Here is a 24955-nt window from a genome sequence, read left to right as displayed (position 1 = left end):
CATGAACGCCATCGCATTGAAGATCAGGGAACAAGCCGATCCCATCCCACCTTCCTCCGACATCGGGGCAGGGCGTGCATGTGAAGCCGCGCAGCGCGCGTGTGGACGCATCGCGCCACTGTGGCCGCTGAAGAATTTCGTGGCCGTCAATCCCTTCCTCGGCATGGCCGACCGCCGCTTCGGCGAGGTCGCGCGCGTCATGGCCGAGGTGGCAGGCGCCCGCATGACCATGCCGCGCGCGTTCTACCGCGACGCCATCGCCCAGGGTCGCATCACCGACCGGGATCTTGGCCAGGCCCTGCTGCGCAAGGGAAGTGCCGCCCCTCGCACCCTCGACGTCGCGGCGCTGCGCCGCCAACTGCAAACCGAGGATGTGGCAACGCATGCGCCGCTGCCGACCGTTGCCGACGTCGCCGGCAAGCTGACCGGACGGGACTGGGCCAGCTTTGCCGGCGAGCGGGTCTCGCTGTGGGCGGCCGGCTACTTCGACGCGGGGCAGGCGCTGTGGCCAGCGTCGACACGGCACCTGGGCCCTTATGCGGCCTGGCGTGAGGAGGCCGCCATCGATCGCACGCCCCAGGTCATGGGGCTCGCCGGATTCCACCGCACGATCGGCGCGCTTCCTGCCACTGCCGAAGCGATGATCGCCCATGGAGCGGCCCGCCTGAAGATGGACGAACCGGGCCTTGCCGATTATTTCCACCGGCTGCTGATGAGCGTGGGCGGCTGGGCCGGCTACGCCCGCTACCAGGTCTGGCAAAGCGAGCTGGCGGGGCGGCGCGACGACACCTTGCTCGAACTGCTGGCGATACGGCTGGCTTTCGAGGTGGCGCTGCTGGAAACGTGCCAGCCGGTCGCCGCACTGGCGGCCGGATGGGAGCAGGCCCGCGCCTGTTTCGCTGCATCGGCCCGCGAAAACGAGCCGGCCGCGCCGACGCTGGAAGAAATCCTGCAGGACGCCTACGAAATCGCCTGGCAGCGATGCTTCCTCGCCAAGCTCGCCGCACCGCGGCCATCCGTGATCGCCATGCGCCCGGCGGTGCAGGCCGTGTTCTGCATCGACGTGCGCTCCGAAACCTTCCGGCGTGCGCTGGAGAAGGTGGCGCCCGGCGTGGAGACGCTGGGCATGGCCGGATTCTTCGGCATGCCGATGGAATATGTGCCGCTCGCCCGGGGCCAGGGTGGTCCCCGCTGCCCGGTGCTGCTGGCACCCGGCCTGACGGTGCACGAGACAGTCGGGGGTGCGACGGCGCAGCAGCAGGCCGACATCGCCACGCGGCGGCGGCGGCGGCTTCGCGCCATCGGCCAATGGCGCTGGTTCAAGCTGGCCGCGGTGTCGTCGTTCACCTTCGTCGAAGCGATGGGATGGAAATTCGCCGGCAAGCTCATCGCCGACAGCCTGGGCTTCACCCGGCCCGAAGCGCACCCGGCGGAGCGCGGTATCGACGCCGCTGCACTCACGCGACTGGCGCCGGACATCACGCCCTCGACCGCGAACGACCGCGCCACCGGCATGCCGCTGGAAACCAGGGTCGCGCTGGCAGAGGGCGCCCTGCGCGCCATGTCGCTGCGGCAGCAGTTCGCGCGCGTGGTGCTGTTCGTCGGGCACGGCGCCAGCTCGGTCAACAACCCGCATGCCAGCGGCCTGGATTGCGGGGCTTGCGGTGGGCACGCGGGCGACGCCAATGCGCGGGTGGCGGCTGCGGTGCTGAACGACCGCCAGGTGCGCCAGGCCCTGGCAGAACGCGGCACGGTGATTCCCGACGAGACACATTTCCTCGGCGCGCTGCACGACACCACCACCGACCAGGTGACGATCTTCGACACCGACGGCTTGCCGGCGACGCATGCCGACGACCTGGCCCGACTGCAGGCAGCGCTGGCCGAGGCCGGCCGGGTGACCCGGCAGGAACGTGCCGCCATCCTCACCTTGCACGACCGGCGCTCGATCGAGAACCAGGTCCTGGCGCGCAGCAGGGATTGGAGCGAGGTACGGCCGGAGTGGGGCCTGGCGGGTTGCGCCTCATACATCATCGCCCCGCGCAGCCGCACCGCGGGCCTCGACCTGGCGGGGCGTGCCTTCCTCAATTCCTACGACTGGCAGCGCGATGACGGCTTCAAGACCCTGGAATCCATCATGACCGCGCCGATGATCGTGGGCGCGTGGATCAGCCTGCAGTATTACGGCTCGGCGGTGGACAACCGGGTCTTCGGAAGCGGCAACAAGACGCTCCACAACGTGGTCGGCAAGCTGGGCGTGCTGGAGGGCAATGGCGGCGACCTGCGCACCGGCTTGCCATGGCAGTCGCTGCATGACGGCAAGCGCTATGTCCATGAGCCGCTGCGGCTGTCCGTCGTCATCGCCGCTCCGCTGGACGCCATCAACGCCATCGTCGCCAGGCATGAAGCCGTGCGGCACCTGTTCGACCACGGCTGGGCCCACCTGTTCGCCTTCGGCGACAAGCCAGGGTCCATGCATCGCTACACCGGCCATCTGACCTGGGAGGACGCGGCATGAACATCAAGGATCGGGAAGACATCAGGCTCTCCGGGAGTGCTGGCGTGCGCGACGCGGTGGATGCGCTGCGCCGCGGCGCCTTGATCGGCCTGCCGACCGAGACGGTCTACGGACTGGGCGCGGATGCCGGCAACCCCGCCGCGGTCGCGAAGATCTTCGCGGCCAAGCAGCGCCCGGCAGACCATCCGCTCATCGTGCACCTGCATCGGGCCGCCCAGTTGGCGCAGTGGGCGCGGGACATTCCCGCGCTCGCATGGAGCCTTGCCGAAGCCTTCTGGCCTGGCCCGCTCACGCTGGTGTTGCCCCGCGCCGCCACGGTGAGCGACGGCGTGACGGGCGGCCTGGATACGGTGGCGCTGCGCGTGCCCGCACACCCGCTGGCGCTGGACGTGCTGGAAGCGTTCGGCGGGGGGATCGCTGCGCCCTCTGCCAACCGGCACAAGAAGATCAGTCCGACCACCGCCCGGCACGTCCGGGAAGAGCTTGGCGATGCGGTCGAGGTGCTGCTGGATGGCGGCCCCTGCCGCGTGGGCATCGAGTCGACCATCGTCGATCTTTCCACCGGCCTGCCGCGGCTGCTCCGGCCCGGTGCGATCACCGGGGAGGACCTGGAGCGGGTGACCGGCAAGCCGGTCGAGTCGCCCATCGACACGTCGATACGCAGCCCCGGCCGCATGAAGCTTCACTACGCCCCCAACGCCCGCGTGGTGCTGGCATCGATGGAACAGGTGCCCGAACGCATCGCCGAATACACCGCGCTCAGCGCTCGCGTGGGCGTGCTCTCCGAGCGGCGTGCCGGCAGCTGGCCGGCCCACGTGCCGTGGTTGTCCATGGGGCACTCCCCGGACCAGCAGGCGCAGCAGTTGTACCGGCGCCTGCGCGAAGCCGATGACCTGGATCTCGCCGTACTGATCGTGGTGCCGCCGGATGGCCGCGGACTGAACCATGCCCTGCGCGACCGCTTGTGGCGGGCGGCGGGTCTTGGCCATGCGCTCGCATGACCAGCGCGCCTGCCCTGGCAACCGGTCATCTGGCGGACCTGGAGAACGAGGCTGTCTTCATCCTGCGCGAGGCCGTGGCCCAGGCGCGAAAGCCCGTACTGCTGTTTTCCGGCGGCAAGGATTCCACCGCGCTCGCCTGTCTCGCGGCGCGCGCCTTCCACCCCGCAGCGCCCCCGCTGCCGCTGCTCCACGTGGACTCCACCTGGGAGTTCCGCGACGTGCTCATGTTTCGCGATCGCTTCGCCCGCAAGCATCGTTTCCGGTTGCTTGTCCACGCCAACGAGCAGGGCAGGGCGGCCGGCGTGAATCCCTTCGATCATGGCGATGCCTACACCACGGCCATGCGCACGGATGCGCTGAAGCAGGCCCTGGACACAGGCGGTTACGACGTGGTGTTCGGTGGCGCGCGTCGCGATGAGGAGAAGTCGCGTGCGAAGGAGCGCGTGTTCTCGCTGCGCGAGCGAGGACACGCATGGAACCCTCGCCGGCAGCGACCGGAACTGTGGAAGCTGTTCAACACCGACATGGCCAACGGGCAGTCGTTGCGCGTCTACCCGTTGTCCAACTGGACGGAGTTCGACATCTGGCAGTACGCGATGCTGAGGAAGATCGAGCTGGCGCCCCTGTACTTTGCGGCGTGGCGGCCGGTGGTTCGGCGCGATGGTGCGCTCATCGTGGTGGACGAGCCCGAGCGCATGCGCTTTCGGCCCGGCGAGAGGGCAGGTCTTCGCCGCGTGCGTTTCCGCACCCTGGGTTGCTGGCCGGTGACCGGGGCCATGGAGTCCGATGCGGCGGACCTCGAGGCCGTGTTGACAGAGACCATCGCGTCACGCTTGTCCGAACGCCAGGGTCGGCTGGTCGACCGGGATTCAAGCGGAAGTCTGGAGAGGCACAAGCGCGAGGGCTATTTCTGATGCCACTGGATCGTGTCGTGATCGCCACCATGCACGGCAAGGAGGCCGTGATCGGCCCTCTGCTTAGGGGCGCCCTGGGCCTGCAACCGCAACTGCTGGCCGGCTTCGACACCGATCGGTTCGGTACCTTCAGTCGTGACATTCCTCGCCGGGATACTCCGCTCGCAACGGCCCGAGCCAAGATCGCCGCTGCCCTGGAATGCATGCCTGAGATGCATGCAGGTGTTGCCAGCGAGGGCAGCTTCGGTCCCCATCCGCACGTGCCGTTCGTGCCTCTGGACACCGAGCTGGTGATGCTGCTGGACCGTCGCGACGGTGTCGAGATCGTCGGAACGCACACCACGCCGCGCACCAATTACGCCCAGCGCGTCGTGGTGGATGCGCGCTCCGCCGTGGAGTTTGCCGAAGGCATCGGCTTTCCCGCGCACGGAGTGATCGTGACGGCGGCAGTCGATGGCAAGCCCGATCCAGCGGTGTTGCTGCGCAAGGACAACATGAGCCCGGAGGAACTGCTGGCCAACGTTGCCGATGCGATTGCCATCAGTGGCGCAGCCTGCGTGGAGACGGACATGCGCGCATGCCGCAACCCGACCCGGATGCGCGCCATCAGGCGTGCGGCCATCGATCTCGTGCGGCGCTGCAGATCCTGTTGCCCGCGCTGCGGACGACGCGGCTTCGTGGCCACGGAACGCATCGCCGGCCTGCCTTGCGCGTCCTGTCATGCGGCCACGGCCGCAACCCGCGCCATGATCGAGGTGTGCGCAGGGTGTGGATTTCGCCGCGAGCAGTTCGCGCGGGAGGCCTGGGCGGACCCGGGTTTCTGCGATTGCTGCAATCCGTGACCGGGACGACGCCTGCGCCGGATCATTCGACCAGGCCGGCAACGTCTTCGCCGCCATCAGGAAAACCCGGGCCGGTCTGCGATCGATGTGCAGGTTGCGATTGCCGCGCCAACCCGGCCAGCAGCTGGCGATGGATGCGTGCCGCTGGCCCCGTGCGTGGCGACGGCGGTTCATGGCCTGCCGCATGGCCGGGCTTCGGTTCAGCACGAATTCAGTCCAAAACTTGCGGGTGACCGTACAGGCATTCGCGTAGGGGCATTTCCCAGCGCGAAGCAGGACTCCTTCCTCGAGAGTCTCGAACCAGTCTGTCACCTCATTGGAGATGCCAACATGAAAGTTTTGCCCTTGATTGTCGCCGGTTGCGCTCTGGCTGTTGCCGGTGCCGGTACTGCCCGGGCCCAGGATTACAGCGCGCCAGGCTTCTACGGCGCGGTGGGTTACAACGGTGTCGCGCCCAAAAGCAGCAACGGCGTCCTGGCGGGCGCGTTCCGCTCCAGCATCGGCGATGACTGGGAGCCGACCCTCACGCTGGGCTATCGCTTCGCGCCGAACTGGGGCGCCGAGCTGTGGCTGCCGCTCGTGAAGTTCGAGCACGACGTGAAGCTCGATGGCGCGAAGTCCGCCACCATCAAGCACATGCCGCTGCTGCTCACCGCCCAGTACCACTTCCTCGCCGACCAGGCGTGGCAGCCTTTCGTCGGCCTGGGCTATGGCTGGGTGAACGTGAGCGACGAACGCACCACGGGACCCATCGCGGGCACGAACCTGGACGTGAAGGACGGCAGCGGCTTCGTCGGACAGCTGGGCCTGGATTTCCACGCCACGCCGAACGTGTTCGTGCGCGCCGACGCAAAGTACTTCGACTGGAGCAGCGACGTCAGGCTCAACGGAGCAGGCATCGGCAAAGCCAATGTCGATCCCTGGATCTACGGCATCAGCGTCGGCTACAGCTTCTGACGTCTGCTGCCGCGGCATCGCCTGAAGCCGCTCGTCGTCCCGGCGCAAGCCGGGACTCCAGGTCTGTCGGACGCTGGATGCCTCATCTCGCCGGGACGACAAGCAGCTGGCCGCACGCTCGGAGCGTCTCCATGCAGTGGTCCGGGGTTTTGCCGGGTTCAGCGCAGCAAGGGTTCCACCATCTGCAGGATGCCCCACAGGCTGGCGGCCCACACGGCCGTACGCAGGTAGGGGATACCCACCACATAGATCGGCAAGTACGCGAGTCGCGCCCAGAAGTAGACCTGCGCCCCGATCGCGGTATGCGCATCGGTCTGCTGCGTCGCCACGACCGCCAAGGTCGCCGCGGCGAAGAAGGCGAAAGTCTCGAGGAAATTGTGGCTGGCGCGGGCGGCGCGTGCGGCGGGCCCGCGAAGCGGCTCGGGGTCGCCGTCGCGGTTGCCGACATTCCAGCGCAGGCCACGCTGCCATGTGCCCAGCGCGGCAGCGAACAGCACGTAAACGATCCCGAGCAGCACCGACCAGCCCAGCATCTGCAATTCAGTCGTCATCTCCAACTCTCCCGGCAGGTCCACAACGTCAAGACGCGGCCACGCACGCCACCGGCGGGCCATGGGTGTTGTACGTTGCCAGCCAGCCTATGGATGCACACGGGGCGTTCGCGGAGAAATGGTCCGGCAGCACGCAGGTGCCGGCGCCGCCCGCCCCTGCGGCATGCTTGGGCGGGGCGTCTTCACGGGATGCAGAGCATCGCTGTTCGATGATGCGGCTTTGCCACCCAGGAGGACGATCGATGAACATCAAACCGAGTCTGCTTGCTGCCGCCTGTGCGCTGGCGCTGGCCGCCTGCAGCGACAACTCGTCGTCGCCGGCGACATCCGAGTCGGCGCCGGCCCCGTCCGCCACCACGACCCCGGCCCAGGCTCCGGTGGCGATGACGCCCGCTCCGGCGACGACCGCCGCCGGCATGGCCAACGCGCCTGCCGGGTCGGCCATGGACACCAGCAAGGGCACCGCGGTGGTCACCGATTGCGCCACCGAGATCGAGGGTTCGGACGCGATGCAGTACAACGTGTCCTCCATCGTGGTGCCTTCCTCGTGCAAGGACTTCAAGATCACGCTCAAGCACACCGGCACCATGCCGGTCACCGCGATGGGCCATGACGTGGTGATCACCAAACAGTCCGACATGCAGGCCGTGGATGCCGACGGCGTTGCCGCGGGCGCGGCCGCCGGCTACGTCAAGGCGGACGACTCGCGCGTGATCGCCCACACCAAGCTGATCGGCGGTGGCGAGACCACCTCGGTGAGTTTCCCGGTCAGCAAGATCCAGGGTGACGGTCCGTACGTGTTCTTCTGCAGCTTCCCGGGCCACTCGGCCCTGATGAAGGGCAGCATCAGCGTCCAGTAACCGGCGCGCCGGGTTCCGGCCCGGTCAGGCGGCCGGAACCCCTGGCCCGCGCGCGGCGGCATCGAGTGTCGCCGCGACGGCGGATTCCGGCACCGCGGCGACGATCTCCGCGCGACCGATGCCGCGCCACAGGATCAGGCGCAACTGGCCGGCGGCGTTCTTCTTGTCCAGCCGCATCCATTGCAGCAGCCGCGCCGTGTCCATCCCCGCCGGGATCGCCAGCGGCAGGCCGAGCGTGCGCAGCAACCGTTCCAGCCGCGCGGTATCGCCGGGTTCGCTCATGCCGGAGCGTTCGGACAATTGCGCGGCCAGCAGCATGCCGATCGCCACCGCCTCGCCGTGCAGCAGGCTGGCGTAGTGGCCCGCGGTTTCCAGTGCGTGGCCGAAGGTGTGGCCGAAGTTGAGCAGGGCGCGTTCACCCTGCTCGGTCTCGTCGCGCGCCACCACGCCGGCCTTGTACTGCACCTTGCGCGCGATGGCTTCCAGCACGGTGTCGACGTCGCGCGCGGCCAGCGCGTCGGCGTGCTGCTCCAGCCACACGAAGAACGTCTCGTCGCCGATCGCTGCGCCCTTGACCACCTCGGCGAGCCCGGCGCGGTATTCGCGCGCGGGCAGGGTGGCGAGTGTGTCGATGTCGGCGATCACCGCGCGCGGCTGGTGGAAGGCTCCGGCCAGGTTCTTGCCCACCGGCAGGTTCACCCCGGTCTTGCCGCCGACCGAGGAGTCGACCATCGCCAGCAAGGTGGTCGGCATCTGGATGAAGTCGATGCCGCGCATCCAGCACGCGGCGCTGAAGCCGGCGAGGTCGCCGACCACGCCGCCGCCCAGGGCGATCACGCAGGCGTCGCGGGTGGCGCCGAGCTGGCCCAGCGCGTCCAGCACGCGGCCGACATTGGCGAAACTCTTGTGCACCTCGCCGTCGTCCAGCAGGAACGACGACCAGTGCAAGCCCTCCAGCCCCGCCTCGACCCGCTCCAGGTACAGCGGCGCCACCGTGGTGTTGCTGACCACCAACGCATGGCGCCCGCGCAGCAGCGGGCGCCAGCGCGCCGGATCGTCGAGCAGGCCGCTGCCGATCCATACCGGGTAGCTGCGCAGGCCGAGCGCGACGTTGATGCTGTGCAAGGGGGGCTTGTTCATGCGTGCTGCGCGGGACGGGAAGAAGGGTCGCGTTGCCAGTGCGCGTCGATCAGTTCGATGCATCGTTCGCTGGCGGCGCCGACGCTGCCATGGTGGCCGGGCACGACGAGGTCGGCAAGGTCGCGGTAGATCGGCTCGCGCACCGCGGCCATCGCCTGCAGGCGTGCGAGGCGATCGGGCACGGCCAGCAGCGGGCGGCGATGGTCGCGTTCGAGTCGTTCAAGCTGTTGCTCGACGCTGGCCTGCAGCCACACCACGAAACCGCGCTGGCTCAGCCAGCGGCGATTGTCGCTCGCCAGCACGGCGCCCGCGCCGGTCGCCAGCAGCATGCCGCAGCGCCGGCTCAGCGCGTCCAGCTGCGCGCTCTCGCGCTGGCGGAAGCCGGCTTCGCCCTCGAGCTCGAACACCGTGCCCACGTCCACGCCGCAATGCTGCTCGACCTGCTGGTCGAGATCGACGAACGAGAGCCCATAATGCACGGCGAGCCGCCTGCCGACCGAGGTCTTGCCGGCACCGGTCGGACCGACGATGAACAGGTTGCACGACGGATTCATGGCGTGATGCTAACAGGCGCCGAAGGAGGGTTGCGGTGAGCGAGCGGGTACTGCTGGCCGGTTGCGGCGATCTCGGCCTGCGCGTGGCGCAGCAGCTGCGCGGGCGCGGTGACGAGGTATGGGCATTGCGCCGGCACCCGCCTGTGGCAGGGGGCCCGGACATCCGCTGGCTGCAGGCGGACCTCACCCGGCCGGACAGCCTCGCCGCCTTGCCGCGCGCATTCACGCAGCTGGTTTACCTGCCCACGCCGGACCACCGCGACGCGGCAGCCTATCGCGCGACTTTCGTCGACGGGCTGCGCCATCTGCTGGCCGCGCTCGACGATGGCAGGTTGCAGCGTGTGCTGCTGGTTTCCTCCAGCGCGGTGTACGGCGCGCACGACGGCGACTGGGTGGACGAGGACACGCCGCCCGCCCCACCCGGTTTCAACGGCGCCACCTTGCTCGAGGCGGAGCGCTGGCTGGCCGCGCAACCGGTGTGCTCGGTGGTGCTGCGCCTGGCCGGGCTGTACGGGCCGGGGCGAACCCAGCTGTTCGAGCGCCTGCGCGCCGGCACGGTGCAGGTGCCGCGGGCCGCGCCGCACTGGGCCAATCGCATCCATGTGGACGATGCGGCCGCGGCGATCGCGCACTTGCTGGCGCTGCCCGATCCGCAGGCGTGCTATCTCGGCGTGGACGACACGCCGCTGCCGCTCGACGTGCTACACGATCATCTGGCGCGACTGCTCGGCGTACCCCCGCCGGCCGCCGGCGCGCCGCCGCCGGGCATCGGCAGCAAGCGGCTGAGCAATGCGCGGCTGCGCGCCAGCGGCTTCGCGCCGCGCTGGCCGGATGCGCGCCTCGGCTACGCCGCGCTGCTCGACAGCTGATCTTCGTTCCACCCGCCATCCAGGAGAGCGCCATGACTGCATCCATCCCGCATCACCAGGTCAGCACCGGCAACGACATCCCCGGTTGCCGCATCGTGCGCTCGTTCGGCATCGTGCGCGGCATTACCGTGCGTTCGCGCAGCGTGGTCGGCAACCTCGGCGCCGCGCTGCAGACCATCGTCGGCGGCAATATCTCCATCTACACGGAACTGTGCGAGAAGGCGCGCGAGGAAGCCTTCGAACTGATGCTGCAGCATGCCGCCGCGATGGGCGCCAACGCCGTGGTGGCGATGCGCTACGACGCCAACGACGTGGCCCAGGGCGTCACCGAAGTGCTGGCCTATGGCACCGCCGTGCAGGTGCAGCCCGCCTGAACGCATGACGCGGTGCGGCTTGTGCCGCGTCGTGCGTGCGGGCCAGACTCGGGCTTCGGGACAGGGAGCGCCGCGTGCCGCTTGCACGCCCGGACGGGAGGTTCACGCCATGTCAGTAGCCAAGGTCATCGAGATCAACGCGTCGTCGAAGCAGGGCATCGAGGATGCCGTGCAGCACGGGTTGCGCAAGGCCGGGGAATCGGTGAAGAAGATCAAGGGAGCCTGGATCAACGAGATCAAGGTGGTCACCGCCGACGACGGCAGCGTCACCGAGTGGCGCGTCAACATGAAGGTCAACTTCGTCGTCGACTGAGGGCGCGCGGCGTCAGGGCGGCGCCTCGACGCTGCCCTGTCAGCCGTGCGTGAGTCCGGTCACGTGGCGGTCGTCGTCGTACTCCACCACCGTGTCGGCCAGCGCCGGCAGCGTCGCCAATGCGTGGCGGCTGAGGCGTTCGAAGTGCATCAGGAAGCGGCCCATGCTGGCCGCGTCCATCGCCAGCGGGGCGTGGCGTGCGACCAGTTCCTCCTCCTGCTCGCCGCGCCAGCGGCGCACGATGTCCCAGTTCGGTGCCTGCAGCACGATCAGCGCGTCGAACTTGCGCCATAGCGGCTGGTAGCCGCGCAACTGCTTGTTGACCCAGCGCCGCCAGGCGCCGTCCGGGTCCTCGTCGCGTTCCAGTGCATTGATCGGCCGGGCCAGCGCCGTCAGCGGCTGCGGCCGGATGCCCAGCGCCCAACCCTCCACGATCACCAGCGCGGGTCGCTTGGTGATCCGCGGCCAGCGCGAGGGCGGCAGGCGCGTGTCGCGGCCCTTGTCGAAGCGCGGATGGGTCACCGCCAGCCGGGCGGAGGCGTGCGGCACCGCCGCCAGCACCGACAGCAGCAGCTCGATCTCGTGGGTGCCCGGCACGCCGCGCGAACGCAGCAGCGGGTGCACGTCGCGCGCCAGCGCCTCGCGCTCGCTGCGGGCGTAGTAGAAATCGTCCAGCGAGAGCACCTCGGTGTCCCAGCCGCGCGCCTTGGCCTGCGCCTTCATGACTCGCGCCAGGGTGCTCTTGCCGCTGCCCTGCAGGCCCGACAGGCCCAGGATGTAGGGCCTGCGCGAGCGCGCAATGCGCCCGGCGTACTGGTCCAGAAGGTGTCCGGCCAGCGCCTCGTTCTGCTGCTGCGCCAGCGACATCATCGGCGGCGACTCCCGGCCTGGCCCGGGCCGGCACGACGGCAGGCTGGCGCATGGCCATTGCCGCCATTTTCACCTTGCGTGGAGAAGCATCGCGCCGTTGCCGCCGGGGGCGGGATGCGGGGTGCGGGGATCATTGCACTATCATCGGACAGTTTCATTCGCTCCATGATGGCGCGCTTTGGCCACGACGCAAAAGGGAAGTTTCACACATCATGCTCAAACCTGAAATCCTGGACACTTTCATCCGGCTGCTGGACGAGGCCAAGGCCAGCGGCGACCCCGAACCCACGGCGATGAACCTGGCCACCGCGGAAAGCGCCGGCCGGGTCGCCTCGCGCATCGTGCTCCTGAAGGGCGTCGACGAGCGCGGCTTTCGCTTTTTCAGCAACTACCAGAGCGACAAGGGCGGCCAATTGGAGGCGCACGCGCAGGTCGCGCTGTGCTTCCACTGGAAACACGTGCGCCAGGGCGTGCAGGTGCGCGTCGAGGGAGTCGCGCGGAAACTGCAGGAGGAGGAGTCCGACGCCTACTTCGCCAGCCGCCCGCGCGGCAGCCAGATCGGCGCCTGGGCCTCGCTGCAGTCGCAGACCCTGCCCGACCGCGAGACCTTCGAGCGGCGCGTGCAGCACTACGAGGAGGAGTTCGCCGGGCGCAACGTCAGCCGGCCGCCGCACTGGGGCGGTTACCTGGTGGAGCCGGACATGATCGAGTTCTGGTATGGCGCCGAGTTCCGCCTGCACGAGCGCGTGCGCTGGAGCCGCCACGGGCAGACCTGGACGTCCCGGATGCTGTACCCGTGAGCGCGTCGGCGGTGGTGGTGGCGCAGCGCGAGTTCGTGGTCGACACCCGCGGCCGCGGCTTCCACGACATCACCGCCGAAGTCGCCGATGCGGTCGCGGCCAGCGCGGTGCGCATCGGCACCGCGCTGGTGTTCACGCCGCACACCAGTTGCTCGCTGCTGCTCGGCGAGAATGCCGACCCCGCCGTGCGCGCCGACCTCGAGCGCTGGTTCGCCCGCGCGGTGCCGGACGGCGATCCGCTCTTCCGGCATGACGCCGAAGGCCCCGACGACATGCCCGCGCACGTGCGCTCGATCCTCACCGGGGTCAGCCTCGGCGTGCCGGTGCGCAACGCCGCGCCGACGCTCGGCACCTGGCAGGGCATCTACCTGTGGGAACACCGCCACGCCGCGCACCGGCGCCGGGTGGTGGTGACCGTGACGGGCATGCCGACGGACTGATCTCGCTCAGAGCAGCCGCATCAGTTCCTTCATCAGCGGCAACCGGCGCACGCGCACGGCGCTGGCGCGGAACACGGCATTGGCCAGCGCGGGCGCGACGCTGGGCATCGCCAGGAAGCTCGCGCCACTGGGGTCGCGGTCGCCGGGCACGGTGATCACTTCCACCTCGCGCGGCAGCTCGGTCATGGTGGCCAGCGGGTAATCCTTGTAGCCGTGCTGCTGGACCTGGCCATCCTTGAAGGTGATCGCCGGGTGCAGCGCGAGCGACAAGGCGTCCAGCGTGGCGCCGGCGATCTGTCCTTCCAGGCCCAGCGGATTCACCACGCGACCCACGTCGACGGCGCACGCCACACGGCGGACCACCAGCGTCTGGCCTTGCAGAGCGACCTCGATGGCATGCGCCACGTAGGCGCCGTCGACGTGCCAGCAGGCGAGGCCCAGGCCGTTGATGCTGTGCAGCCAGTTCTTCCACACGATGCGGTCGGCGACCAGTTGCAGCACGTTGCGAAGGCGGCCGACGTCGAGCACGGCGTCGCCGCCCAACGGCAGCTGGCGCGGTTCGCCGAGGATGCGCAGCCGCGTCTTCAGCGGATCTTCGCGCAGCTGGTGGGCGATCTCGTCGATGAAGCTTTCCACCGCGAACGCGTTGCTGAGATGCGGCATGCCGCGGAACGGTCCGCGCGGCATCGCGGAGGCCTGCGCGTACCAGTCGCTGCGGTAGTTCGGCACCAGGCCGGCGGGCAACTGGTCGGCGCGCAGCTCGGAGCGCCACAGTCGATCTTCCGGCACGCCGCGCAGGCTCGCCGCCGAGGCGCTGACCATGCGCTGGTTCCAGCCGATCAGCCGGCGCTTGCGGTCGACGACGGCGTTTAGCTGGTGCACGCAGCCGGAGCGGTAGAAGTCGTGGCTGAAATCCTCGTCGCGGGTCCACAGCAGGCGTATCGGCTTGCCGACCGCCTGCGCCAGGATCACCGCCTCGGCGACGAAATCGTGGTCCAGCCGGCGACCGTAACCGCCGCCCACGCGCGGCACGCGGATGTCGATCTGCGCCGGCTGCAGCCCGGTCAGGCGCTGCACCACCGCCCAGGCTTTCTGCGGCGCCTGGGTTGGCACCACCAGGCTGGCGCGATCCTTGTCCAGCCGCACCAGGCAGTTCATCGGCTCGGCGGTGGCGTGCGCCAGCCACGGCTGCACGTAGGTGGCCTGCAGGCGGCGCGCGGCTTTCTTGCCGGCGGCGTCGACGTCGCCGTCGTCGCGCACGCGCGTGGTCGGCGCATCGGTGCCGGCGAGCGTGGCCAGCGCCTGTTGCTCCAGCGCGCTGCTGCTCTCCCCGCCGCCTGCGCCGGGCTTCCATTCGAGCTTGAGCTTGGCGCGGCCCCGCAGCGCAGCCCAGGTGTCGGTGGCCAGCACGGCGACGGCCGGGGCGATCACCGTCATGCCGCGCGGCTGGCCCGGCTCGGGCTTGAGCTGGATCACCTTGACCACGCCGGGCTGCGCCAGCGCGTCGCCGGTGTCGATGCGCGCCAGCGTGCCGTCCGGCCACGGGCAGTGCACCAGCACGGCGACCAGTGCATCGCCGAGATGCTCGTCGATCGCGTAGCGCGCCTGGCCGGTGACGATGGCATGCGCGTCCACGTCGCCAGCGGGCCGGCCGATCAGCTGGTAGCTGCTGGCGGCCTTCACCGGCGGCGCCTGCGTGGGCAGCGCGACCTGGCTGGCGTCGGCGGCGAGACTGCCGTAGGTGGCCCGGCGCCCGTCGGGCGCGATCACGGTGCCCGCATCGCAGCGCAGCCGGCTGGCGGAAACGCCGAGCCGTCGCGCCGCCGCCTGCAACAGCAGCCAGCGCGCCAGCGCGCCGACCTGGCGCAGGTCGCGCCACGCGGCCGGGATGGAATTGCCGGTACCGCCCACCTGGTGGCCGTAGGTCCACTTCGGCCGGCCGTTGTCGTTGCTGACGCCCAGCCCCAACGCAACCACGCGGACCCGCTCCCAGTCGGCGTCGAGTTCGTCGGCGATGATCCGCGGCAAGGCCGTGGCCACGCCGGTGCCGGTATCCGGGTCGCGCGCACCGATCAGCACCAGGCCGTCGGCGTCGATGCGCACATAGGCGCCGAGGTCGTGGAAATCGTTGCCGAGCAGCGCTGGCGGCAACGGAGCGTCGGCGGCGTCGGCCAGGCGGATGCCGACCACCAGCGCACCGGCGGTGCCGGCCAGCACCTGCAGGAATCGACGGCGATCGAGGCGGATCGTGGAGTTGCCGCCCTCGCTGCTCACGACTGGCCCGCCTTGCCGGCCGCCGCCCGCTTGATCGCGCGGCGCACGCGGGTCTGGCAGCCGCAGCGGCACAGATTGGGCAACTGGTCGATGTCGTCGTCGCTCGGCTTGGGCTTGCGCCGCAGCAGCGCCACGCCGGCGATCAGCCAGCCCGGCGTGCAGTAGCCGCAGCCGATCGCGTCCTCGTCGATGAAGGCCTGCTGCAGCGGATGCAGGCTGTCGTCGCCGCCGGCCAGCCCCTCCACCGTGGTGATCGACTTGCCGGCCAGCGTCTGCATCGGCGCCGTGACCGCGGAAACCGCCGCGTCCGCCACCAGCACGAGGTCGGCGCCGTTCTCGCCGTGCGCGCCGCCGTACTTGGTGCCGGTCAGCCGCAACACGTCGCGCAGGTACCACAGCAGCGGCATCTGCGGGTCGCCGGTGTGCCGGTAATGCTCGCCGTTGATCTGCACATCGATGCCCTCGCGTGCCTTCTCCGGCACGATGGCGCTGGCCGGTTCGGCCGGCAGGATGTGGGATTGGAGCATCGGGACTTCTCCGCGGATCGTCTGCCTATTGTGGCATTGCCGTGTGGCCGCAGCAGCCCCGCAGCCACATGCCGTTCATCGTCGACGGCGGCGAGCGGTGCGCCGGGCCGGCGTCACGCGCCGCGGTGCTGCTTGCCCAGGCGGCGCCAGATGCCGTACACCGGGATGCCCGCGGCCATGATCAGCAGGCCCATGCCCGCGTTGCGCGGGTTGTCGAGCAGGGTGGCCACCACCACCGCGCCAACCGTCGCGATGAACAGCCACGGCAGCCACGGGTAGCCGGGCACGCGGAAGCCGGGGTTGGCCGGATCGTGCCGGCGATACCAGAACAGCGTGGCCACGCCCACCGCGCAGGCCAGCCAGTCGCCGAAGGTGGCGTAGTCCAGCAACTGGCCGTAGCCGCCCGAAAGGGCCAGCACGATGGCCCAGCCGGTCAGCAGCAGCAGCGCGGTGTTCGGCGTGCGCCAGCGCGGATGCAGCCGCGCCACCGCGCGGAAGAACAGCCCGTCCTCGCCCATCACCTGCAGCACCCGCGCACCGGCAACCAGGGTGATATTGCAGAAGCCGAGGGTGGAGATCGCCACGCCCAGCGCGATCACCTTCGCGCCGACCGGGCCGGCCACCTGCTGCATCACGTCCGCCGCCGGCGCACTGCTGGCGGCGAGCCCGGCGTGACCGAGCACGGCGAGGTAGGCCACGTTGACCAGCGCGTAGGCGCCGATCACCAGCAGCATGCCCAGGGTCAGCGCGCGCGGCAGCGTGCGCTGCGGGTCGCGCACTTCGCCGGCCAGGTTGTTGAGGTAGGTGAAGCCGGAGTACGCGAACAGCACCGGCAGCGCCGCGCCCATGAAGCCGACGCCGTGGCGCGCCGGATCGACGGCCAGCACCTGGCCGTGGCCGGCGCCGGCGAGGAACAGGCCACACACCACCAGCACCGCCACCGCCAGCAGCTTGAGCAGGGCGAACAGGTTCTGGATCTGCGCGCCGAGGCGGATGCCGAACAGGTTGATGCCGCCGACGAAGACCAGCGCGCCGACGGTCAGCGGCAGCGCCCAGGCCGGCGGCAGCCCGAACAGCGAAGCGGCGTAGCTGGCGAAGATCGTCGCCACCGCCGCGCTGGAGCCGGAGTAGATCACCAGCAGCATGGTCCAGCCGAACAGGAAGCCGGCCAGCGGCCCGAACGCCTCGCGCAGGTAGACGTAGGTGCCGCCCGCGTGCGGCCGGCGCGCGCCGAGCTCGGCGTAGCACAGCGCGCCGATCAGGGTGAGCACGCCGGCGGCCACCCACATCAGCAGCAGCGCCAGCCCCGACTCGGTGCGCTGCGCCACGATGCCGGGGTTGAGGAAGATCCCGCCGCCGATGATGCCGCCGACCACGATCAGCGCGGCGTCCCATGGGCGCAGGCTGCGCAGGTAGCTGCCGGAGGGATGGGCTGAGGGCATCGGTCGGGTCATGTGGATGGCGGCGCGACAGCATGGCGGCGCGCCGCGCGTTCGGCAAGGCGGCGGTGATCAGTCCGCGGCCGGAAACAGCAGTTCGCCGCGCACGCCGATGACGCAGGCTCCGCCGATGGTGACGGCGCCGGTGGCGTCGTCGCGCGCCACATCGACCAGGCCGTCGCGACCCACCTCGCGCCCCTGGCTGGCGCGATAGTTCAGGCCATGGCCGTCACGATCGCCGCGCGCGCCGAGCCAGGCCATGATCGCCGCATTGGCGCTGCCGGTGACCGGGTCCTCCGGGATGCCGTCGGCGGGACAGAAGGCGCGCACCGCCATGGCCGCGACATCGGAACGTTCATGCCCGAACACACTGACGCCGACCGCGTCGTGCCGGAGGCACAGCGCCGCCAGCGCCGCCATGTCCGGCAGCAGCGCGCGCACCGGTGCCGCCTCGCCCAGGTTGCACAGGATCCAGTGCGGTCCGTTGTCGACCAGGACGACGTCGTCGCGCGCAAGTTCCACCCGCAATGCAGATGCGAGCTGCGCGCGCAGGGCATCATCGATCTCGCCCAACCGGGCCGGCGGCGCCTGCACGTGGATGATCCGTGTCGGGCCGTCGCCGACCACCTGCACCGGCAGCAGGCCGGCCTCGCACTGCTGGGTCAGTCTGCGCTTGCCGGCATCGACCAGCCCTGCCTCGATCGCTGCATACGCGCTGCCCACACTGGGGTGGCCGGCGAACGGCAACTCCTGGCGCGGCGTGAAGATGCGCACGCGGTAGTCCGCCTGCGGCTCGGTAGGCGGCAGCAGGAAACTGGTTTCAGAGAGGTTGGTCCAGCGCGCGATGCGCTGCATCGCTGCGCCATCCAGCCCCTCGGCGTCCACCACGACGGCCAGCGGGTTGCCGTTTAGCAGGCGGTCGGCGAAAACGTCCAGTTGCAGGAAACGGCGTGCTGGCATGGCGGTTCCGGGGGGAGGGAGTCGCCGGAAGATCGCATTGATGGCGTTCGCCGACAAGCCGGCGAACCGGCCCGCGCATTCGGCGCGGGCCGGGGCGTTCGCTCAGAAGCCCACGCGCAGGAACGTGTCGAAATTGGCCACGTCCAGGGTGCCGATGCCGGCGCCCGGGTTGTAACGGCCATTGCCGGCGTAGAACCAGTTGTCGCCGGCACTGATGCGGTTGAACGCCGACCACTTGCCGTAGCCGAAGAGGTTCTGCAGCAGGTACATGTGCGGGTTCCACAGGCCGATGCGATGGCCCGTGCTCTGCCGCAACAGCGCGGTGATGCCGTTCAACTGCGGTGCGACGAAGCTGGTGCCGCCGGAGCTGTACAGGCCGCCCTGGAACACCAGCAGGTAGCCGGTTTCCGGATCCGCGTTGAGCGAGATGTCCGGCAGGTTGCGACCCTTGAAGTTGCCGGGCAGCTTCAGGTAGGTGTACGGGCCGGTGGCCGGATCGTTGTAGGTCAGCTCCTGGTTTTTCTCGCTGCGCTCCATGCCGCTGGTGAAGAGCTGGTACATCGGCTGGCGCCAGTAGACGCTGACGCCACCGCCGCCGCCGACCGAGAACACATAGTCACGGCTGGGCACGAACGGCAGCAGGTAATCCCAGCCCCACACGCTCTCCTGGTCGATCGACAGCACCACCTGGCCGGAGGAGTTGACGAACTTCACCGGCACCGTGGTGCCGCCGGCAGCGGTGATGTACGGATCAGACGCCGGGGCATCGACGGTGAGCGGTGCGCTGAACTCGCCCGGTCCGTCACCGGTGCCGAGGGCGCGTACCGTGTCGTAGGCGCCGGAGTCGCCGCTGGCGGCGAACATCGACTGCCCCTGCGCGGCCGCCTCCAGGAAAATCTGGTGATAGGCACGCAGGTCGCCGACGTCGGTGGTGTCGGTGTTGCGCGCGCCGTCCACGTTCAGCGCCGCGAAGTTGAAGATCTCGCCCAGACCCCAACTGGCCGAGATGCTGTCCGCCCGGTTGTCGGAGACCGCGCGGGCGAACGCGTCGACGAAGCCGGAGCCGGCGTTCGGCGCGTCGTAGACGATGATGTTGGCCTGCGGCGCCAGCCCGCCGGCCTGCTGCACGTCGAGCGTGGTCTCGTCCGCGCCGTTGGTGCCGCCGCCGCCATCGACATGCACCTGGGTGATGCGGTTCGGCTTGGTGTCCAGCCCGATCGCGGTCCAGTAATCCTCCGCGTCAGACGGGTCGAAGGTGGCCAGGGTGACGATCGCCAGGGTCGAACCCTTGCCGGTGATGCCGCGCCGGTACAGCGGGTTGATGTTGTACAGGTTGGCCACGTCGCCCACGGTGTACTGGCCAGGCACCCCGGTGGCGGTGGGGTTGCCGGTCGCTGCCGCACGCGCCTGCGCCGACAGCGTGGTCGGCGGGTTGGCCAGCCGCAGGTTGGTCACCGGCAGCTTCGACGTGTGGTGCGGCACGTAGTGCCACTCGTTGCTGAGGCCGCTGGCCAGGATCACGTTGTCGCCCAGGCCGACCGGCATCACCAGCGGACGCGCCGGGCGATGGAAGCGCTGGCCCGTCTTGCGCGACACGTAGTTGTGCACCGGCGTGCCGAACAGCTGGCTGAACTGGCCGATCGTGCCGCGCACACTGATTACCAGGTGGCTGTCCAGCAGCTCGCCCTGCAGCCCATGCTGGCTCAGGTAGCCCTGCACTTTGGCGATTTGCGCATCGGTGGCGCCGTAGCGCTCGGCGAACTGCGCCGTGGTGAGGAACTTCTGGAAGTTCGCGCTGCCGGGCGTGGCCGTCTGACGAACGTAGTTTTCAAGCTCGGCCTCGTGGCGCAATCGCAGCACGAGGCTGACGGTGACGCTCTGGTCGGTGGGTGCCAGGCCCTGGTCGGTGACGGCCTGCAAACCCGCGGCGGAGACCGAGGTGGCCACACCGGCCAGCATGGTCGCGAGGCTGATGGCGAGAACTTTCCTGCGCAATTTGAAGTGCATGAGTGCTTCTCCCTGGAGTGGACAGGGCTGGCTGGAAAGCGGATGCACTTTCGGCAGGCAACGAACGGAAGGTGGCGGCGCTTTGAAGCTCAGCCCTGCGTTTCACGTGCGAATTGCAACTTCCCCAGCGACGTCGTCAGTTCCCCCTGACGACCGGCGTTGCGCCGCTCGCGCGAGATTAGTACCAAGTGCCTGCCGAGATAAAGACGCCCGGGTGCCTTCGTCGGCAGGCCGGCCCGCACTGCACCCGGTCGGGTTTTGCCGCCGGTGGCCGGTGCGGCACAATGGCGGTTTTCCCGGTCTGCCCACAGCGAATCCATGGCCTCCATCAAGCAAGAAGACCTGATCCAGTCCGTCGCCGACGCGCTGCAGTACATCAGCTACTACCACCCGGTCGACTACATCAAGAGCCTGGCCGCCGCGTACGAGCGCGAGGAGTCGCCCGCCGCGAAGGACGCCATGGCGCAGATCCTGATCAACTCGCGCATGGCCGCCGAAGGCCACCGGCCGCTGTGCCAGGACACCGGCATCGTCACCGTGTTCCTCAAGGTGGGCATGAACGTGCGCTGGGACGACGCCACCATGTCGCTGGAGGACATGGCCAACGAGGGCGTGCGCCGCGCGTACCTGGACCCGGACAACAAGCTGCGCGCCAGCGTGCTGGCCGACCCGGCCGGCAAGCGCATCAACACGAAGGACAACACGCCGTCGGTGGTCAACATGTCGATCGTGCCCGGCGACACCGTCGAGGTGATCGTGGCGGCCAAGGGCGGCGGCTCCGAGGCGAAGTCGAAGTTCGCCATGCTCAATCCGTCCGACTCGATCGTCGACTGGGTGCTGAAGACCGTGCCCACGATGGGCGCCGGCTGGTGTCCGCCGGGCATGCTCGGCATCGGCATCGGCGGCACCGCCGAGAAGGCGATGCTGATGGCGAAGGAGGCGCTGATGGAGTCGATCGACATCCAGGAACTGATCGCGCGCGGCCCCGCCAATCGCGCCGAGGAGCTGCGCATCGAGCTGTTCGAGAAGGTCAACGCGCTGGGCATCGGCGCGCAGGGCCTGGGCGGCCTGACCACCGTGCTCGACGTCAAGGTGAAGGATTTCCCGACCCACGCGGCGAACCTGCCGGTGGCGCTGATCCCGAACTGCGCCGCCACCCGCCACGCGCACTTCGTGCTGGACGGCTCCGGCCCGGTGATGCTCGACCCGCCGTCGCTGGAAGACTGGCCGAAGCTCACCTACGACGCCTCCAAGGGCCGCCGGGTGAACCTCGACACGGTGACCCGCGACGAGGTCGCCAGCTGGAAGCCGGGCGAGACCCTGCTGCTCAACGGCAAGCTGCTCACCGGCCGCGACGCCGCGCACAAGCGCATGGTCGAGATGCTCAACCGGGGCGAGCCGCTGCCGGTGGATTTCAGCGGCCGCTTCATCTACTACGTCGGCCCGGTCGATCCGGTGCGCGAGGAAGTGGTCGGCCCGGCCGGCCCCACCACCGCCACGCGCATGGACAAGTTCACCGAACAGGTACTGGCGCAGACCGGCCTGCTCGGCATGGTCGGAAAGGCCGAGCGCGGCCCCGCCGCGATCGAGGCGATCAGGAAGCACCGGTCGGTGTACCTGATGGCGGTGGGTGGCGCCGCGTACCTGGTCTCCAAGGCGATCAAGGCCTCGCGCGTCGTCGGCTTCGCCGACCTGGGCATGGAAGCGATCTACGAATTCACCGTCGAGGACATGCCGGTCACCGTGGCCGTCGACTCGGGCGGCAGCTCGGTGCACCAGACCGGTCCGCGCGAGTGGCAGGCGAGGATCGGCAAGATCCCCGTCTTCATGCAGTAAAAGCAGTGCGCGAGCGCACGCGTTTGCCTCCTCCCCCTCCGGGGGAGGATTGAGGAGAGGGAGTTTCAGGATCACCTCAGCTCTCCATCGAAAACCCGAACACCCCGCAGGGCGGGCACTGCCCGCCGCCCCGCACAAGGCAAAGGAAGGGCCGGAGGGCACTGCCCGCATACGGCAAACAGCAGTCTAGACGTCCAAACGAGTCGTCCTCGAAAAACCATTTGCAATTCCAATGCCGCAGCGCAACACTGGTCGAATAACCATCCCCTGACAGCGAACTCCCGTGACCTCGCCAACCTCCGCGCCGCTGCCCGCCGACGCTCCCTGGATCGTGATGAAGTTCGGCGGCACCAGCGTCGCCACGCTTCCTCGCTGGCAGAACATCCGTGAGCTGGTCGCCAGCCGCCGCGCCGAAGGCGCGCGCGTGCTGGTCGTCGTTTCCGCGCTGACCGGCATCACCGACGCGCTGAAACAACTGTGCGGCGAGGGCGGGCAGGACAAGCGCAAGGCGGCGGCCGGCGCGATCGCGCAACGCCACTACGACCTGCTGGAGCATATGCAGCTGGCGTTGCCGGACACGCTCGGCGAGCGGCTGGGCGAGCTGGCGCGGCTGGCCGAGGACGGCCCCGCGGCGCGCGGCGAGCTGGCCTGGCAGGCGCAGGTGCAGGCGCACGGCGAGCTGATGTCCAGCGCGCTCGGCGCCGCCTTCCTCAGCCATAGCGGCCTGCCCACGCAGTGGCTGGACGCGCGCGACTGCCTGGCGGCGGTGGCGTTGCCGAACCAGAACGAGCGCACCCGGCTGCTGTCGGCCATGGTCGAGGCGAAGCCCGACCCGACCTTGAACGCGCGCCTGGCCGCGCTCGGCGAGGTGTTCATCACCCAGGGCTTCATCGCGCGCGAAACGCATGGCCGCACCGTGCTGCTCGGGCGGGGCGGTTCGGATACCTCGGCGGCGTACTTCGGCGCGCTGCTGAAGGCGGCGCGGGTGGAGATCTGGACCGACGTGGCCGGCATGTTCACCGCCAACCCGCGCCAGGTGCCGGGCGCGCGCCTGCTGCAGCGACTGGATTACGAGGAGGCGCAGGAAATCGCCTCCACCGGCGCCAAGGTGCTGCATCCGCGCTGCCTGTCGCCGCTGCGCGAGCCGCGTGTGCCGCTGCTGATCAAGGACACCAACCGGCCCGAACTCGACGGCACCGTGATCGGCCCGGAGGTGCGCGCGCATGCACCCAGCGTCAAGGCGATCAGCGCGCGCAAGGGCATCACCCTGGTCTCGATGGAGTCGGTCGGCATGTGGCAACAGGTCGGCTTCCTCGCCGACGTGTTCGCGCATTTCAAGCAGCACGGCCTGTCGGTGGACCTGATCGGTTCGGCCGAGACCAACGTCACCGTGTCGCTCGATCCCACCGAGAACCTGCTCGACTCCGACGCGATCGCCGCGCTGGCCAGCGACCTGGCCAAGGTGTGCCGGGTCAAGGTGATCGCGCCGTGCGCGGCGATCACCCTGGTCGGCCGCGGCATGCGCTCGCTGCTGCACACCTTGTCCGGCGTGCTGGCCGAGTTCGGCCAGCTGCGCGTGCACATGATTTCGCAGTCGTCGAACAACCTGAACCTGACGTTCGTGGTGGACGAGGAAGTGGTTGATGCGCTGCTGCCGCATCTGCACGACTTGCTGATTGGCGCCGGCGCCCTGCGCACGGACGACAGCGCGCTGTTCGGCCCCAGCTGGCAGATGCTGTATGGCGGCGGCGAAATCGTTCCCGCCGTGCCGGCATGGTGGCGCCAGGCGCAGCGTCCGCGCCTGCTGGAACTGGCCGCCGAAGCCACGCCGCGCTACGTCTACCACCTGCCCACGGTGCGCCAGCAGGCGCGCGAGCTGAAATCGCTGGCGGCGGTGGATCGGCTGCACTACGCGGTGAAGGCGAACACGCATCCGGCGATCCTGCGCGCGCTGGCGGCGGAGGGCTTCGCGTTCGAGTGCGTGTCGCCGGGTGAACTGAAAGCGGTCGCCGCGGTGGTGGCGGAATCGGTGCCGCTGCTGTTCACGCCGAACTTCGCGCCGCGCGAGGATTACGTCCATGCGCTGGGCACCCGCGCCAGCGTCACGCTGGACGCGTTGCATCCGCTGCAGCACTGGGGCGAGCTGTTCCGCGGTCGCGAGATCGTGTTGCGGGTCGACCTGGGCCGCGGCCTGGGCCACCACGAAAAAGTGCGTACCGGTGGCAGCGCCAGCAAGTTCGGCCTGCCGCTGGATCAGTTGCCGACATTCCTGCAGCTGGCCGATGCGCATGGCGTGGCCGTGCGCGGCCTGCACGCGCATCTTGGCTCGGGCGTGCTCGACGCCGCGCATTGGGGCGAGGTGTATGCGCAGTTGGCCAGCCTGGCCGAGCGCATCGCCAGCGTGGTGTTCCTCAACATCGGCGGTGGCCTCGGCGTGCCGGCGCACCCGGGCGAGGCGCCGCTGGACATCGCCGCGCTCGACCGTGCGCTGCGCGAGGTCAAGGCGGCCTATCCGCAATACCAGCTGTGGATGGAGCCGGGCCGTTACCTGGTCGCCGACGCCGGCGTGCTGCTGACGCGGGTGACCCAGCTGAAGGACAAGGGCGGCTTCCGCTACCTCGGCGTGGACACCGGCATGAACAGCCTGATCCGCCCCGCGCTGTACGACGCCTGGCACAAGATCGTCAACCTCACCCGGCTTGGCGAACCGGCCACCGCGCTTTACCAGGTGGTCGGCCCGATCTGCGAGTCGGGCGACGTGCTGGGCACCGACCGCCGACTGCAGGAGGCGGCCGAGGGCGACGTGATCCTGATCGCGCAGGCCGGTGCCTACGGCAAGGTGATGTCCTCGCATTACAACCTGCGCGACGAGGCCGACGAGGTGGTGATCGACGACTGATCCGGAGCGC

The 24955-nt window shown here is 69.6% G+C and carries 23 protein-coding genes; 13 read left to right on the top strand and 10 right to left on the bottom strand.

The annotated features are described in order from the left end of the window. Position 1 precedes the first annotated feature (1 nt). From ACVCMC_RS09365 to ACVCMC_RS09345, 5 genes are all read left to right on the top strand, one after another. The gene (locus ACVCMC_RS09365; protein ID WP_447097060.1) at positions 2–2518 is read left to right on the top strand and encodes a YbcC family protein; all 2517 of its coding nucleotides are present in this window, start codon (positions 2–4) and stop codon (positions 2516–2518) included. Then, positions 2515–3519, top strand: a complete 1005-nt coding sequence (locus tag ACVCMC_RS09360) for an L-threonylcarbamoyladenylate synthase (protein ID WP_447097059.1) — start codon at positions 2515–2517, stop codon at positions 3517–3519. The genes ACVCMC_RS09365 and ACVCMC_RS09360 overlap by 4 nt, the downstream gene beginning before the upstream one ends. Next, positions 3516–4433, top strand: coding sequence for a sulfate adenylyltransferase subunit CysD (cysD, locus tag ACVCMC_RS09355; protein ID WP_447097058.1), 918 nt, complete (start codon positions 3516–3518; stop codon positions 4431–4433). Before ACVCMC_RS09360 ends, cysD begins: the two co-directional genes overlap by 4 nt. Positions 4434–4450: 17 nt before the next feature. Beyond that, positions 4451–5275, top strand: a complete 825-nt coding sequence (locus ACVCMC_RS09350) for a DUF6671 family protein (RefSeq protein ID WP_447097057.1) — start codon at positions 4451–4453, stop codon at positions 5273–5275. Between the two features lie 330 nt (positions 5276–5605). Next, a complete protein-coding gene (locus ACVCMC_RS09345) occupies positions 5606–6232 on the top strand; it encodes an OmpW/AlkL family protein (protein ID WP_447097056.1) in 627 nt (208 codons plus the stop codon). A 158-nt stretch (positions 6233–6390) separates the two neighbouring features. Here the strand turns inward: ACVCMC_RS09345 and ACVCMC_RS09340 are convergent, their stop codons facing one another. Next, positions 6391–6783, bottom strand: coding sequence for an MAPEG family protein (locus ACVCMC_RS09340; protein ID WP_447097055.1), 393 nt, complete (start codon positions 6781–6783; stop codon positions 6391–6393). Positions 6784–7025: 242 nt separating this feature from the next. Here ACVCMC_RS09340 and azu point away from each other — a divergent pair, with 242 nt between their 5' ends. Next, positions 7026–7643, top strand: a complete 618-nt coding sequence (gene azu / locus ACVCMC_RS09335) for an azurin (RefSeq protein WP_447097054.1) — start codon at positions 7026–7028, stop codon at positions 7641–7643. 24 nt (positions 7644–7667) lie between these two features. Here the strand turns inward: azu and aroB are convergent, their stop codons facing one another. Both aroB and ACVCMC_RS09325 read right to left on the bottom strand, forming a co-directional pair. Beyond that, the gene (gene aroB / locus ACVCMC_RS09330; protein WP_447097053.1) at positions 7668–8783 is read right to left on the bottom strand and encodes a 3-dehydroquinate synthase; all 1116 of its coding nucleotides are present in this window, start codon (positions 8781–8783) and stop codon (positions 7668–7670) included. Then, on the bottom strand, positions 8780–9337 hold the full coding sequence (locus ACVCMC_RS09325; protein ID WP_447097052.1) for a shikimate kinase: 558 nt from the start codon (positions 9335–9337) through the stop codon (positions 8780–8782). The genes aroB and ACVCMC_RS09325 overlap by 4 nt, the downstream gene beginning before the upstream one ends. A 35-nt stretch (positions 9338–9372) precedes the next feature. Between ACVCMC_RS09325 and ACVCMC_RS09320 the strand changes: the two genes are divergently transcribed. The 3 genes from ACVCMC_RS09320 (at position 9373) to ACVCMC_RS09310 (ending at position 10893) form a co-directional block, all read left to right on the top strand. After that, positions 9373–10206 carry an NAD-dependent epimerase/dehydratase family protein gene (locus tag ACVCMC_RS09320; RefSeq protein ID WP_447097051.1) on the top strand — a complete coding sequence of 278 codons (834 nt, stop codon included), beginning with the start codon at positions 9373–9375 and terminating at the stop codon, positions 10204–10206. Positions 10207–10238: 32 nt separating this feature from the next. Next, the gene (locus ACVCMC_RS09315) at positions 10239–10580 is read left to right on the top strand and encodes a YbjQ family protein (protein ID WP_395116893.1); all 342 of its coding nucleotides are present in this window, start codon (positions 10239–10241) and stop codon (positions 10578–10580) included. 109 nt (positions 10581–10689) lie between these two features. Continuing rightward, positions 10690–10893, top strand: coding sequence for a dodecin family protein (locus ACVCMC_RS09310; RefSeq protein WP_395116895.1), 204 nt, complete (start codon positions 10690–10692; stop codon positions 10891–10893). A 39-nt stretch (positions 10894–10932) separates the two neighbouring features. On the opposite strand, the gene ACVCMC_RS09305 is transcribed toward ACVCMC_RS09310, so the two are convergent. After that, complete coding sequence (locus tag ACVCMC_RS09305; RefSeq protein ID WP_395116897.1) at positions 10933–11763, bottom strand: kinase; 831 nt, start codon at positions 11761–11763, stop codon at positions 10933–10935. 212 nt (positions 11764–11975) lie between these two features. Here ACVCMC_RS09305 and pdxH point away from each other — a divergent pair, with 212 nt between their 5' ends. Next, on the top strand, positions 11976–12563 hold the full coding sequence (pdxH, locus tag ACVCMC_RS09300) for a pyridoxamine 5'-phosphate oxidase (protein WP_395116899.1): 588 nt from the start codon (positions 11976–11978) through the stop codon (positions 12561–12563). After that, complete coding sequence (locus tag ACVCMC_RS09295) at positions 12560–13003, top strand: secondary thiamine-phosphate synthase enzyme YjbQ (RefSeq protein WP_447097050.1); 444 nt, start codon at positions 12560–12562, stop codon at positions 13001–13003. The genes pdxH and ACVCMC_RS09295 overlap by 4 nt, the downstream gene beginning before the upstream one ends. A gap of 6 nt (positions 13004–13009) precedes the next feature. On the opposite strand, the gene ACVCMC_RS09290 is transcribed toward ACVCMC_RS09295, so the two are convergent. The 6 genes from ACVCMC_RS09290 to ACVCMC_RS09265 form a co-directional block, all read right to left on the bottom strand. After that, the gene (locus ACVCMC_RS09290; protein ID WP_447097049.1) at positions 13010–15277 is read right to left on the bottom strand and encodes a molybdopterin cofactor-binding domain-containing protein; all 2268 of its coding nucleotides are present in this window, start codon (positions 15275–15277) and stop codon (positions 13010–13012) included. Next, positions 15274–15804: a (2Fe-2S)-binding protein gene (locus ACVCMC_RS09285; protein ID WP_447097048.1), complete on the bottom strand. Its 531-nt coding sequence runs from the start codon at positions 15802–15804 to the stop codon at positions 15274–15276. The genes ACVCMC_RS09290 and ACVCMC_RS09285 overlap by 4 nt, the downstream gene beginning before the upstream one ends. 113 nt (positions 15805–15917) lie before the next feature. Continuing rightward, the gene (locus ACVCMC_RS09280; protein ID WP_447097047.1) at positions 15918–17246 is read right to left on the bottom strand and encodes an APC family permease; all 1329 of its coding nucleotides are present in this window, start codon (positions 17244–17246) and stop codon (positions 15918–15920) included. Positions 17247–17315: 69 nt separating this feature from the next. Next, a complete protein-coding gene (locus ACVCMC_RS09275; protein WP_447097046.1) occupies positions 17316–18203 on the bottom strand; it encodes a PhzF family phenazine biosynthesis protein in 888 nt (295 codons plus the stop codon). Positions 18204–18305: 102 nt separating this feature from the next. After that, a complete protein-coding gene (locus ACVCMC_RS09270; RefSeq protein ID WP_447097045.1) occupies positions 18306–20210 on the bottom strand; it encodes a S53 family peptidase in 1905 nt (634 codons plus the stop codon). A gap of 89 nt (positions 20211–20299) precedes the next feature. Further along, positions 20300–20530, bottom strand: a complete 231-nt coding sequence (locus tag ACVCMC_RS09265; RefSeq protein ID WP_447097044.1) for a hypothetical protein — start codon at positions 20528–20530, stop codon at positions 20300–20302. Between ACVCMC_RS09265 and ACVCMC_RS09260 the strand changes: the two genes are divergently transcribed. Then, positions 20529–22046 carry a fumarate hydratase gene (locus ACVCMC_RS09260; protein WP_447097043.1) on the top strand — a complete coding sequence of 506 codons (1518 nt, stop codon included), beginning with the start codon at positions 20529–20531 and terminating at the stop codon, positions 22044–22046. The two genes, ACVCMC_RS09265 and ACVCMC_RS09260, sit on opposite strands and share 2 nt — an antisense overlap. A gap of 283 nt (positions 22047–22329) precedes the next feature. After that, positions 22330–24945: a bifunctional aspartate kinase/diaminopimelate decarboxylase gene (locus ACVCMC_RS09255; protein WP_447097042.1), complete on the top strand. Its 2616-nt coding sequence runs from the start codon at positions 22330–22332 to the stop codon at positions 24943–24945. Positions 24946–24955 lie beyond the last annotated feature (10 nt).

The sequence above is a fragment of the Rhodanobacter sp. UC4452_H20 genome (genome assembly GCF_052978205.1).
Note: the sequence above shows the minus strand (reverse complement) of the source record. Positions and strands in the feature narration are given on the sequence as shown.